This is a genomic window from Rhizobium ruizarguesonis (genome assembly GCF_017357285.1).
GTDB classification, from domain to species: Bacteria; Pseudomonadota; Alphaproteobacteria; order Rhizobiales; family Rhizobiaceae; genus Rhizobium; species Rhizobium ruizarguesonis.
In genome coordinates this window covers 2,547,491-2,559,545 of the sequence record NZ_CP071678.1, presented here as the reverse complement: position 1 = coordinate 2,559,545, position 12,055 = coordinate 2,547,491, and the positions used below count along the sequence as shown (strand labels likewise).

Below are 12,055 nucleotides of genomic sequence, written 5' to 3'. Positions count from 1 at the left end.
GGCGCAAATACCCCGCCGGCTGGCTCCGGCCATGGCGCAGCAACGCGCCTGACAGCTCCGAAAGATCGAATCCATGACAGAATTTAACGGCGTCGTCCCGGCGATCGCCAAGGCGTTGCAGAAGCGCGGTTACGCCGAACTCACCCCGGTGCAGAAGGCGATGCTCGATCCGGCGCTTGCCGCTTCCGACGCGCTGGTCTCGGCCCAGACCGGTTCCGGCAAGACCGTCGCCTTCGGCTTGGCGCTGGCGCCGACGCTGCTCGAAGGCAGGGAGCGCTTCGGCAATGCCGGCGCGCCGCTCGCCATCGTTATCGCCCCGACGCGCGAACTTGCCCTGCAGGTGAAGCGCGAGCTCGAATGGCTCTTTGAGATGACTGGCGCGGTGATCGTCAGCTGCGTCGGCGGCATGGACATCCGCAGCGAGCGCCGCTCGCTCGAACGCGGCGCCCATATCGTCGTCGGCACGCCTGGCCGCCTCTGCGACCATATCCGCCGCAGGGCTCTCGACATGTCGGAACTGAAGGCTGCCGTGCTCGACGAGGCCGACGAGATGCTCGATCTCGGCTTCCGCGAGGATCTCGAATTCATCCTGGATGCGGCACCGGACGAACGCCGGACGCTGATGTTTTCAGCAACGGTGCCGGCTGCGATCGCTAAGCTCGCCAAGAGCTACCAGCGCGATGCCGTGCGCATCAGCACCGCGGCCGAGGAAAAGCAGCATATCGACATTGAATATCGCGCGCTCATGGTGGCCCCGAGTGACCGCGAGAATGCGATCATCAACGTGCTGCGCTATTATGAGGCGACCAACGCCATCGTCTTTTGCTCGACGCGCGCTGCCGTCAATCATCTGACCGCGCGCTTCAACAACCGCAATTTCGCCGTGGTGGCGCTGTCCGGCGAGCTGACGCAGAATGAACGCAGCCATGCGCTGCAGGCGATGCGCGACGGGCGCGCCCGGGTCTGCATCGCGACCGACGTTGCCGCCCGCGGCATCGACCTGCCCGGCCTCGATCTCGTCATCCATGCCGACCTGCCGACCAATCCGGAAACGCTGCTGCACCGCAGCGGCCGTACCGGCAGGGCCGGACGCAAGGGCATCAGCGCCATGATTGTGCCGCTGAATGCACGGCGCAAGGCAGAGCGCCTGCTCGAGAATGCCGGTATTTCGGCTGCCTGGGCGCGACCGCCCTCGGCCGAGGAGGTAAGCGAGCGCGACGACGAGCGGCTGCTCGCCGATCCGATCTTCAACGAAACGCCGCAGGAGGAAGAGCAGGGGCTGGTACAGCAGCTTCTCGCCAGCCACGGCGCCGAAAAGCTTGCCGCCGCCTTCCTACGTCTTTACCGCACCAATCATTCGGCGCCGGAAGATCTCATCGAAGTTACCGTGCAGGACGAGCGCAGCCGCAAGCGCCGCGACAATGCCGAGCCCTACGAGCCGGCGCAGAGGGGACCGCGCGAGGATTTCGGCGCCAGCGTCTGGTTCTCCGTCTCGGTCGGGCGCAAGCAGAATGCCGAGCCGCGCTGGCTGATCCCGATGCTCTGCCGCAACGGCAATGTGACGAAGCGCGAGATCGGCGCGATCAAGATGCAGCCTGAGGAAACCTTCGTGGAGATCGCCGCGGCGAGTGCCGAAAGCTTCCAGGCGGCGATTGGACCGAACAAGGCGCTCGAACGCGGCATCCGTGTGACCAGGCTTTCCGGCACGCCGGATTTCAGCCGGGCGCCGTCGCCGAAGCCTTATGCCGGCAAGCCATCCCGTGACGAGCGGCCGGACGATACGTTCCGCGGCGAGCGGCCGAAGAACAAGTTCGGCAAGGGTCCGGGCGGCGGATACGCCGCAGCCGACAATGCAGGCCAGGAGAGACAGGATAGCAAGCCCTGGAGCAAGAAACCGGGCAAACCCGCCTTCGATGGCCCGAAGTCCGACAAGCCGAAATTCGAAGGCCCCAGATCCGAAGGCCCCAAATATGAGGGCAAGGGCGGCGGCGCACCGAAGAACAAGTTTTCAAAGAAGAAGCCCGGCTGATTTTGCCGGCAGCCCTTCGCTGGTTCGGCGGAGGGCTTTGGGTCGTATCCCTGAGGGAGGCAAGGATGGTGATGGAAACGGCGATTCTCAGCGTCCCGGTTTTCAGTACGCTCTGCAATGAGGCCTTCCGGCTGCGGCGCGCCGTTTTCGTGCATGAGCAGAAGGTTCCCGAAGCCGAGGAATTCGATGCCGACGATCTCCGCGCCCATCATCTCGTCGCCGTCACGGCGGGCGAGGTCTCCGGCACGCTGCGAGTCATCTACGCCGAGGAACATGTGAAGATCGGCCGGGTTGCGGTTGCCGGCCGATGGCGCGGCCAGGGCATTGCGGCCGCAATGATCGGGCAGGCGATGGAACTGCATCGCGCTGCCCGCGACAACCGCTTCTATCTTACAGCACAGGCGGACAAGCTGCCGCTCTACGAGCGTTTCGGCTTCGTCGCCTATGGCGCTGAATTTCTTGACGGTGGCATGCCGCATCTTGCCATGAAGAATTACTGAGCTTCGTCGGCAGGAGCAGACGTCGATGAAACGCCCCGGTATGCCGAACCCCGATCCGGCCGCCTTCATCAAGGCCAACCTGCCGATATCACCGGTTCCCTCCATCCCCGAGATCCGGCTCCATACTGCAGGGCCTGCGAGCGGGCTCTGGCGGCTTGCCGGTCGTGGAGAGGCCGATTCGCCGCCTTACTGGGCCTATCCTTGGGCCGGCGGCGCGGTGCTTACCCGCCATCTGCTCGATCGACCGGAAATGGTGAGCGGCCGCCGGGTGCTCGATCTCGGCGCCGGCTCCGGGCTCGTGGCCATTGCCGCGGCGAAGGCCGGAGCAGCCACGGTGACCGCTATCGACATCGATGCCAATGCCATTGCCGCGATCGGCCTCAACGCGGCGATCAACGGCGTGGATATCGTAGCCCGGGCCGCCGATATCATCGAGGGGCCGCCACCAGAGACAGATCTCCTCGCGGTCGGCGATCTGTTCTACGACCCCTCGCTTGCCCTGCGGGTGATGGCCTTTCTGCGGCGTTGCCAGGCCTCCGGCATCGAGGTGCTGATCGGCGATCCCGAGCGGGCCTATCTGCCGCAGGACAAACTTAGGCGAATCGCCACCCATGCGGTTGCGGATTTCGGCGGGGGCACTGGCGGCGGTGCCGTGCCGGCTGGCGTCTTTGCGCTCTCCGACAAAGCTGAAGGCGAGATTATGCCAGGAGGTCAGGCCGCAACAGCATGACCGGGCAGGGCGCTCCGGCCGGCAATTCCGGCGCATGCGGCGGGCGGATGACGAGGCAATCGGCTTCGGCGAAGACCTTCATCATCGAGGAATCCTGCTTGCCGAAGGGTTCGGCGAGCCAGTGGCCGGCGGCGGATTTCGAAAGTTTCGCCCTGATATAGTCCTGCCGGTGGTCGTTGGCGCGCAGAGTGACGGCCGCCTCCACCGTTGCCTCGCGCCGCACCGGCGGCAGGGAGGCGAGCTTGCGGATCAGCGGCTCCAGGAAGAGCAGCGAACAGACGAGGCTGGAGACCGGATTGCCGGGCAGGCCGAGCACATGCGTCTCGCCGAAGCTGCCGACCATCAGCGGTTTGCCGGGGCGCATGGCGATGCGCCAGAAATCGAGCTGCATGCCGGCCTCGATCAACGTCGCCTGCACCAGATCATGGTCGCCGACCGAAGCGCCGCCGAGCGTGACGATCACATCGACCTTGGCATCCCGCGCCGTGTCGATCGCCGCGGTGATCCTGGCCTTATCGTCAGGCACGATGCCGAGATCGAGCACATCGGCGCCGGCTTTGCGGGCAAGGGCTGCAATACCAAACGTGTTGGATGCGATGATCTGCGATGGGCCGGGCGTGCTTCCGGGCGGCAGCAATTCGTCGCCGGTTGCGAGGATGGCGATCAGCGGGCGCCGCAGCACCTCGACATGAGGCCGGTTCATGCCGGCGGCAACCGTCAGCCGCGAGAAATCGAGCACGGTGCCGGCCGGCAGCACGGCTTCGCCTTCGGCGAAATCCTGGCCGCGGGGACGCACATGCTGGCCCTGCCGCACAGGGAAATTGGTTCTGATTCCGCCCTCGATCTTCTCGGCATCCTCCTGCAGCAGGACGCTATCGGCGCCTGGCGGAACAGGCGCGCCGGTGAAGATACGGACGGCCTCTCCCTGGCCAACGCTTCCCTCGAAGGCGTGGCCGGCGGAAGACGTGCCGATGACCTTCAGCTCGGCGCCCGGCTCCGGCGCGTCTTCGCGGCGCAGCGCATAGCCATCCATGGCGGAGGCATTGAAGGGCGGCTGGGTCAGGCCGGCCGTCAGATCGACGGCCAGGACGCGGCCCTCAGCCTCGGCAAGCGGCAGCGTCTCGGACGCAGCAATGGGCTTTGCGCTGGAGAGCAAGCGGTTCAAGGCCTCGGCAACCGGGAGAAGGTTCATCTTGCCTCCGGATGACGGAAATCGCCGGATTTTCCGCCGGACTTTTCAAGAAGTCTGATGCCGCCGATCTCCATTGCCTTATCGGCCGCCTTGGCCATGTCGTAGATCGTCAGACAAGCGACCGAGACGGCGGTCAACGCCTCCATCTCCACACCGGTCTTGCCGGTCAGCTTGGCGGTCGCCGTAACGCGCAGACCGGGCAGGGCGGCATCTTCCGCGATCTCGACCGTGACCTTCGTCAGCATCAGCGGATGGCAGAGCGGGATGAGGTCGGCGGTACGTTTTGCCGCCATGATGCCGGCAAGACGCGCCGTGCCGATCACATCACCCTTCTTGGCATTGCCTTGGCTGATGAGAGCGAGCGTTTCCGCCGCCATCTTCACATGGCCCTCGGCAGTGGCGATGCGCACCGTCTCGGCCTTATCGGAGACATCGACCATATGCGCCTCGCCGGAGGCACCGATATGAGTGAGGCCTGGCTTTTGGCCGCTCATATCATTCGGCCGCGATGGCGGCTTCGCCAAAGAGCAGCGCGCGGGTGGCGGCGGCGACGTTCTCTTTGCGCATCAGGCTTTCGCCGACAAGGAAGGTATTGATGTCGACGGCCTGCAGGCGCTTGCAATCGGCATTGGTGAAGATGCCGCTTTCGCCGACCAGCAGCCGGTCGTCAGGCACCATGGGAGCAAGCGCCTCGCTGACCGTCAGGCTGACCTCGAAGGTACGCAGATTGCGGTTGTTGATGCCAATGAGCGGCGAGGAAAGCTTCAGCGCCCGCTCCATCTCTTCGGCGTCGTGGACCTCGACCAGCACGTCCATGCCGAGGCCGAAGGCTTCGTCCTGCAGGCGTTCGGCTTCATCGTCGGACAGCGAGGCCATGATCAGCAGGATGCAGTCGGCGCCCCAGGCGCGGGCCTCGTGCACCTGATAGGTCTCGAACATGAAATCCTTGCGCAGCGCCGGCAGCGCGCAGGCCGCGCGGGCGGTTGTCAGAAATTCCGGCGCGCCCTGAAAGCTCGGCGTGTCGGTCAACACCGAAAGGCAGGCGGCACCGCCGGCCTCATAGGCGCTCGCCAGCGATGGTGGATCGAAGTCCAGGCGAATGAGACCCTTCGAGGGGCTCGCCTTCTTGATCTCGGCGATCAGGCCGAAGCGGCCGGCGTCACGCTTGGCAACGAGCGCCTTGTGGAAGCCGCGCGGCGCGGACTGGCCGGCCTGCATCGCCTTGAGATCGGCAAGCGACACTGTCGCCTTGGCAGCGGCGATCTCCTCGCGCTTGTAGAGTTCGATCTTCTTCAGGATATCGGTCATCGGGCAATCCTAGTCGATATCGTTGGAAACGGCGATGAGTTTGTCGAGGGCGAGCGCAGTGGCACTGCTATCCAGCGAATGCGTGGCAAGCTTCATGCCGTCGCGGATCGTTTCGACCTTACCCGCGATGACGAGCGAGGCGGCGGCATTGGCGAGCGAGATATCTCGATAGGCATTCTTGGCGCCGCCGAGCACCTCGCGAAGGGCTGCGGCATTGGCGACACCGTCACCGCCCTTGATATCGGCGAGCACGCAAGGGCTGACGCCGAAATCGGCGGGCGAGAGCTCGAAGGTGCGGATCTTGCCGTCTTCGAGTGCAGCGACTTTTGTGATGCCGGTGGTGGTGATTTCGTCGAGGCCGTCGCCATGGACCACCCAGACGCATTCGGAGCCGAGATCGCGCATGACTTCGGCAAGCGGCACCAGCCATTGCGGCGAGAAGACGCCGAGCAGCTGGCGGCGGACGCCGGCCGGACTGGAAAGTGGCCCGAGCAGATTGAAGATCGTGCGCGTGCCGAGCTCCACCCGCGAGGGGCCGACATGGCGCATGGCGGAATGATGCAGTTGCGCGAACATGAAGCCGACGCCGGCTTCGGCGATGCAGCGAGAGATGGTCTCTGGACCGACGTCGAGCTTGACGCCGAGTGCCGCCAGATTGTCGGCCGCGCCCGATTTCGAACTCAGCGCCCGGTTGCCGTGTTTGGCGACGGGAACACCGGCGCCGGCGACGATCAGCGCTGCCAGCGTCGAGATGTTATAGGTGCCGCTGGCATCGCCGCCGGTGCCGACGATGTCGATCGCATCGGCCGGCGCCTCGACGGTCAGCATCTTCGAGCGCATTGCGGTGACGGCGCCGACGATCTCATCGACGGTTTCGCCGCGCACACGCAACGCCATCAGGAAGCCGCCGATCTGCGAGGGGGTCGCCTGGCCCGACATCAGGATGTCGAAGGCGGCGCGGGCCTCGTCACGCGTCAGCGGCTCGCGGCTTGCGGCCTTGGCCAGGAACGGCTTCAGATCGGTCATAAAGCCTCCTAGCGGACCGTCGCCTGTTCGGCGAGCGTCTGGTTGATCTGCGCCCCGTACTGCGTCTGCAGCAGGTTGACCATCTGATCGAGAATATCATCGCCGGCGGCATTGGCCATGGCGGTGATCTGGGCATCGCGGTTGTTCAGCACATCGCCGGTCGGCTGGGTGTTGACCTCGTTGACCTTCAGCAGGATCTGCGTAGAGGGATCGGCGCCGACAGCACTTGCGACCGTATCGACCGGGCCGGAAAAGGCGGCGGTGACGCCGGCTCGGCCGAGGACCGCATCATCGGTGGAGCGGGTGATGCCACTCTTGCTTTCGACGGCAATGCCGAGCGGCGTTGCGATATCGGCAAGTGCCTTGCCCTTTTGCGCCTCGGCCTTCAATTCATCGGCCTTCTTGGCGAGCTCGGCCTTCTGCTGCTCCGCCGTCCAGTCCTCGACCGCCTTTTCGCGCACCTCGGCGACCGGGCGCTCGCGGTCCGGCGTGATTTCGCGGACGTTGAACCAGACATAGCCGTCATTGCCGATCGAAAGCGGCGGCGCATCGACGCCGACCTCGGTCTTGAAGGCTTCGCCGAGCAACTGCTGCTTGGCGGGGAGATCCTTGACCTCCTTGCCGTCCTTGTCGGCGCCGGTCATATCGACGGCGTCGACGGCCACTGCGGTGAGCTTCAGCTGGCCGGCAATATCCTCGAGCGTGGAACCGCCTGCGCGCAGATCCTCGATGCGATCGTGAACGTTGATCACTTCCTGAGAGGCGTTGGAGAGCGCCAGCTGTTTGCGGATATCCTCCTTCACCTCGTCGAAATTCTTCGTCGTTTCAGACTTGATGTTGGTGACGCGCAGGATGACGGGGCCGAAGGAGCCATCGACGACAGGCGTCGTGCCGCCATCGCGCGAAACTGCAAAGGCCGCATCGGCAACGGCCTGGTCGGGAACCTTGTCCTTGGTGAACTCGCCGAGCAGCACATCACTTGCCGTCTTGCCCTGGTCGGAAACCAGCTGGTCGAAGCTGGTGCCGCTCTTCAGCGCCGTTTCGGCGGCGGTGGCAAGATCCTTGCTGGCGAAGGTCAGCTGCTCGATGGTGCGGCTTTCCGGCGTGCGATAGGTATCCTTGCTCTTGTCGAAGGCTTCGTGGATCTGGTCGTCGGTGACGGTCGCGGCATCGGCGATATCGGCGGGCTGCAGCTTGAGATAGACGAGCTTGCGGTATTCGGGCGCCCGGTAGCGCTGCTTGACGCCTTCGAACCACGTCGCCAGCACGTCGTCGGCAGGCGCCTTGATCGGCTCGATATTGGCGTTGGTCAGCAGCAGGTAGTCGATGCTGCGGCTTTCGTCGCCATAGAGCTTCATGGCATCGACCAGCGTCTTCGGCGCCGTGAAACCGTTGGAGATGGCATCGACCACCTGGCTGCGGACAGCGACCTTGCTGCGCTCCTTGATGTAATCGTCCTGGCGGATGCCGGCATTGCGAAGACGCGAGACGAAAAGCTCGCGGTCGAACTGGCCGTTGACGGCCTTGAAAGCCGGATCGTCGGCAATCAGCTGGGCGAGGCGATCCTGCGACAGGCCGAGGTTCATGTCTTCGGCGAGCTGGTCGAGCGAGGCGCCGGCGACGAGCTGGGCGAGCACCTGCTGCTCGATGCCGAAGGCGCGGGCCTGCTCGGGGGTGAGACGCGTGCCGAACTGCTGGCTGACGCTTGCCACCTGGCGCTGATAGGCGAGGTGGAATTCGTTGACGTCCACATGCTGATCGCCGACGGTCACGACCGTAGTGCTGTTGCTGCCCGTGATCAGCGACCGGGAGACACCCCAGATGCCGAAGGACGCGACGAGCAGAAGCATCAGCAGCTTGGCGACCCAGGTCTGAGCGGCTCTTCTCAGGATGTGGAACATAGAAACGCAAACCTCGCAGTATCATTGACCCGCGCGCGGGCGGACATTCGACGTTCCTTAAAACAAACCCGACAGGAAATGAAGGGTTTGTCGCGCGAAAAGCTGCACAAGGCGGCCGCTCAGCCGCGGCGGCTTTGCGGCGAACAAAAGATCGGTTGCGTCGGAACCTTTCGGGCCGCCATTTCGTTGAAGCGGCATCCCATGAAACAGGAGCAGACCATGGCAGAATTGAAAACCGCCTCCGCCGAATCCACCGCCGCGCGCGTCAAGGCTGACATAGCAGCAGACGATCTGTCGGCACAGGTCGCAGCCCTTCGCAACGATCTCGCCCGGCTGACGGAAAGCGTGGTGGCGCTGGGGCAGGGGGCGAAGTCGGCGGTGACCGACGAGGCCTCGCTGATGACGGAGCGGCTGCGCGACAAGGTGCGCGAAGAACCGCTCGTGGCACTCGCTGTGACGGCAGGCATTGCCTACGTGTTTGGCCTGCTCAGCCGCCGCTGAACCGAAATTCAGAGTGCAGAAAAGCCGGGCGCCATCAACGCCCGGCTTTTGGTGTTTGCATCAGTCATTGAAAGGAACTGTCAGCGGCGGACGACGCGCCCGATCGCGATCAGGATGCAGGCCCCGACGAAACCGGTGATCAGATAACCCAGCCAACCGGCGAGCGGCTGGATGTGCAATAGACCCAGGACCCAGTTAGCGACGATAGCGCCGACGATGCCGAGCAATATGTTCATGAGCAAACCCATGCTGCTGCTCATGGCCTTTTCCGCCAGCCATCCAGCGACACCGCCGATAATGATAGCTGCAATCCAACCCACGCCTGCGTTTTCCATGGTTATCTCCCTCCTGGCAAAACGAGTCACAGAATGCACGAAACGAAAGGAAGTTCCACTCCCAGTTACTGAGATTGCTTGCAGGTTCAGCAACTTATGTGACTCACGGCTGCAACATGGTGACCGGAGAGTACAGCGCGTGGGCGGCAATCTGGAACAGGAGGCCGGCAATGGCGAGCATTGCGAAGCTGAACGGCATAATCAAGCTTTTGCTAAACATCTTTCCTCTCCCGTATTGTGTAAAGCATAAGCGGAAGCTGACGGAGCGCAACAATATTGTTAACGGATAGTTAAGGCTGGCAATTAATTAAAATTCAATACATTCACCGTTTCCGTAATACTTTCGGGTGACGAGACGTTTCTTCTGCAGCCTTGCCGTGTCAGCTGACGATCATCTGCGATCTTGCGCTCCAGGCCTTCCGGTCTGCGACGCCTCGTCGACATTGGCTACAGAAGCAGCGGCACCCGAAGATGCAATCTCTGCGGATCGCAGACAAGCGGGCCGGAAATGGCCGGCTCTATTCCAGTGATCACACGCGGCCGGCGGGCAATCAGGTTCGATGAACGATCAGCATGAAGAAGAGGAAAGACGCCGTCGCGACCGTTGCGGCGAAGGCAATCTGATAATCCATGTCGTTAACCCCCGGTTTGGATGGCTCGCATTAACGCCTGCGGCGTCGCGGGGTTCCATGCCGGCAGTTCGCGCTTGTTACCTGCGGATTGATTTTGCCGAAGAATGCGTCATCTTCCCTAGAACAGGATGATTTTAGGCCCAGTCAGCCTAAAATCCTATTCTAGATTAAGAGTTAGAGCATGATGTCGTCCGAAAACCGCTCACACTTTTCGGCATCATGCTCTGAATTGCAATTCAATCGGGGAAAACACTTGATGTCAAAAGCTGCAATCGCCATCGCCTGCGTCTGCCTGCTGACACTTTCCGGCTGCGGCAACACCGCATACGGGCTGAAGAAGGATGGACAGGAAGCGAGCCACGCAATGGACAACGCGACACATCGGGTGCTTTCCGCCGGCGCCAAGAAGTGATGCAGGCGACGGAATAAAAAAGCCCGCCTGGGGTGAGGCGGGCTTAGGATAACAGGGAGAATGGACGGATAGACTCCGCCTCCACTAATAAAGCACTTCCTTAATCGTGTGGCTTTACGTCATTCGACGTAACTGCGACCGGCAACGATCCGATGCGACCATGATTCGGAATCGAATCAGAGATACCGGGACCGAATCAATGGTATTGGATCGGGTCAGAAGTTGCCCCAGTTTTGAGCGCGGGCACGGGCGCGAATAATCCGGTATTCGCGACCGCCATAGAGCGAGCCGATTGTCAGCAGAAGCGTCAGAACGTCCCAGATGATATGCATGTTATCCTCTTAGGTTGGACGGTTCCGCCGTCGATCGGTGAAGATACAATAGCAATCTTTCGGATGTGCTTATATGACAAGAAATCGGGATGAGCGGAGAAGCGGGCAGGGCGCTTCCGCAAAGGAGAGGCGGCATCGCCGTCTTGGAGCAGCAAAGTGAACAGATTACCGGACGGCGGCTCATGACGATTTTCTCCGTCCGCCACATCACGTCCTATCGTTACGTCAGGGAGGTCGAATTCGGCGAGCATCGCTTGATGTTCCGACCGCGCGACAGTTTCGACCAGCGGCTGATCGAAGCGTCGTTGACGATCTATCCTGAGGAAAGTCATGTGCGCTGGATCCACGATGTTTTCGGCAATTGCGTGGCGCTCGTCGATATTTCGAGGCCGGCGTCCGAGCTTCGTTTCGAAACCTGGATCACGCTCGATCATACGCCGCAGGTCGCTCTGGATCTTAAGGTGGACGACGAGGCCCTGACCTATCCATTCTCCTACGACAAGGATGAGATTGCCGATCTGACGCCGGCGATGCAGCGCCATTATCCAGATCCGAACGACGAGGTCGGACGCTGGGCGCGCCAGTTCGTGCGCCTTGGGCGTCCGACCGAGACCGGGCACCTGCTAATGACGCTCTGTTACGCCATTCGGGAAAGCTTCGTCTATGCGCGCCGCCAGGAACATGGGACGCAGACGCCGGTCCAGACCTTGCAGCTTCGTTCCGGGACCTGCCGGGATTTCGCGCTTCTGATGATGGAGGCGGCACGCGTCCTCGGCCTCGCGGCACGGTTCGTCACGGGTTATGTCTATGTTCCCGACCGGGACGGCTCCACCGTACTCGGCGGCGGCTCCACGCATGCATGGTGCCAGATTTATCTTCCAGGCGCCGGCTGGACGGAGTTCGATCCGACCAACGGGATCGTCGGCAACCGCGATCTCATTCGTGTCGCCGTTGCCCGCGATCCGCGCCAGGCAGTCCCGTTGAGCGGCAGTTATGACGGGGATGGGAAGGATTTCGACAGCATGACGGTGCAGGTGAACGTCACCACAAGGCCATATGGCTAGCCATGCGGTGACGGTCCTGGGCTTGCGGGAACCGGGTCGCGCGATCAGCGTTCCCTACTCACCTCTGCCAAAGCAGAGACGCGATAAGGAAGC

The 12,055-nt window shown here is 62.8% G+C and carries 12 protein-coding genes; 6 read left to right on the top strand and 6 right to left on the bottom strand.

The annotated features are described in order from the left end of the window. Positions 1-73 precede the first annotated feature (73 nt). The 3 genes from J3P73_RS12720 to J3P73_RS12710 all read left to right on the top strand — a co-directional run bounded on the left by J3P73_RS12720 (position 74) and on the right by J3P73_RS12710 (position 3,259). On the top strand, positions 74-2,029 hold the full coding sequence (locus J3P73_RS12720; RefSeq protein ID WP_130771524.1) for a DEAD/DEAH box helicase: 1,956 nt from the start codon (positions 74-76) through the stop codon (positions 2,027-2,029). A gap of 65 nt (positions 2,030-2,094) precedes the next feature. Next, positions 2,095-2,529, top strand: a complete 435-nt coding sequence (locus J3P73_RS12715) for a GNAT family N-acetyltransferase (RefSeq protein ID WP_130691545.1) — start codon at positions 2,095-2,097, stop codon at positions 2,527-2,529. Positions 2,530-2,554: 25 nt separating this feature from the next. Next, positions 2,555-3,259: a class I SAM-dependent methyltransferase gene (locus J3P73_RS12710; protein ID WP_130691795.1), complete on the top strand. Its 705-nt coding sequence runs from the start codon at positions 2,555-2,557 to the stop codon at positions 3,257-3,259. Here the strand turns inward: J3P73_RS12710 and J3P73_RS12705 are convergent. From J3P73_RS12705 to J3P73_RS12685, 5 genes are read right to left on the bottom strand one after another with little or no spacing between them, the layout of a single operon-like run. Beyond that, a complete protein-coding gene (locus tag J3P73_RS12705) occupies positions 3,228-4,451 on the bottom strand; it encodes a molybdopterin molybdotransferase MoeA (protein ID WP_130675130.1) in 1,224 nt (407 codons plus the stop codon). The genes J3P73_RS12710 and J3P73_RS12705 overlap by 32 nt on opposite strands. Then, positions 4,448-4,945, bottom strand: coding sequence for a cyclic pyranopterin monophosphate synthase MoaC (gene moaC, locus J3P73_RS12700; RefSeq protein ID WP_130655592.1), 498 nt, complete (start codon positions 4,943-4,945; stop codon positions 4,448-4,450). Before moaC ends, J3P73_RS12705 begins: the two co-directional genes overlap by 4 nt. 1 nt (position 4,946) lies before the next feature. Then, entirely contained in the window at positions 4,947-5,759 is an 813-nt protein-coding gene (gene trpC / locus J3P73_RS12695; protein ID WP_130655591.1) for an indole-3-glycerol phosphate synthase TrpC, read from the bottom strand. 9 nt (positions 5,760-5,768) lie between these two features. Beyond that, positions 5,769-6,785: an anthranilate phosphoribosyltransferase gene (gene trpD / locus J3P73_RS12690; protein ID WP_130655590.1), complete on the bottom strand. Its 1,017-nt coding sequence runs from the start codon at positions 6,783-6,785 to the stop codon at positions 5,769-5,771. An 8-nt stretch (positions 6,786-6,793) separates the two neighbouring features. Next, positions 6,794-8,686 (bottom strand): peptidylprolyl isomerase, encoded by a 1,893-nt coding sequence (locus tag J3P73_RS12685; protein ID WP_130655589.1) that lies wholly within the window; start codon positions 8,684-8,686, stop codon positions 6,794-6,796. Positions 8,687-8,905: 219 nt separating this feature from the next. On the opposite strand from J3P73_RS12685, the gene J3P73_RS12680 reads away from it, so the two are divergent. Next, a complete protein-coding gene (locus J3P73_RS12680) occupies positions 8,906-9,187 on the top strand; it encodes a hypothetical protein (RefSeq protein WP_024322644.1) in 282 nt (93 codons plus the stop codon). Between the two features lie 80 nt (positions 9,188-9,267). Here J3P73_RS12680 and J3P73_RS12675 read toward each other — a convergent pair whose 3' ends face one another. Continuing rightward, on the bottom strand, positions 9,268-9,522 hold the full coding sequence (locus J3P73_RS12675) for a GlsB/YeaQ/YmgE family stress response membrane protein (RefSeq protein ID WP_018072140.1): 255 nt from the start codon (positions 9,520-9,522) through the stop codon (positions 9,268-9,270). Between the two features lie 888 nt (positions 9,523-10,410). Here J3P73_RS12675 and J3P73_RS12670 point away from each other — a divergent pair. Together J3P73_RS12670 and J3P73_RS12665 are read left to right on the top strand one after the other, a co-directional pair. Continuing rightward, a complete protein-coding gene (locus J3P73_RS12670) occupies positions 10,411-10,566 on the top strand; it encodes a hypothetical protein (RefSeq protein WP_024322643.1) in 156 nt (51 codons plus the stop codon). Between the two features lie 514 nt (positions 10,567-11,080). After that, positions 11,081-11,962 (top strand): transglutaminase family protein, encoded by an 882-nt coding sequence (locus J3P73_RS12665; RefSeq protein WP_018072137.1) that lies wholly within the window; start codon positions 11,081-11,083, stop codon positions 11,960-11,962. Positions 11,963-12,055 lie beyond the last annotated feature (93 nt).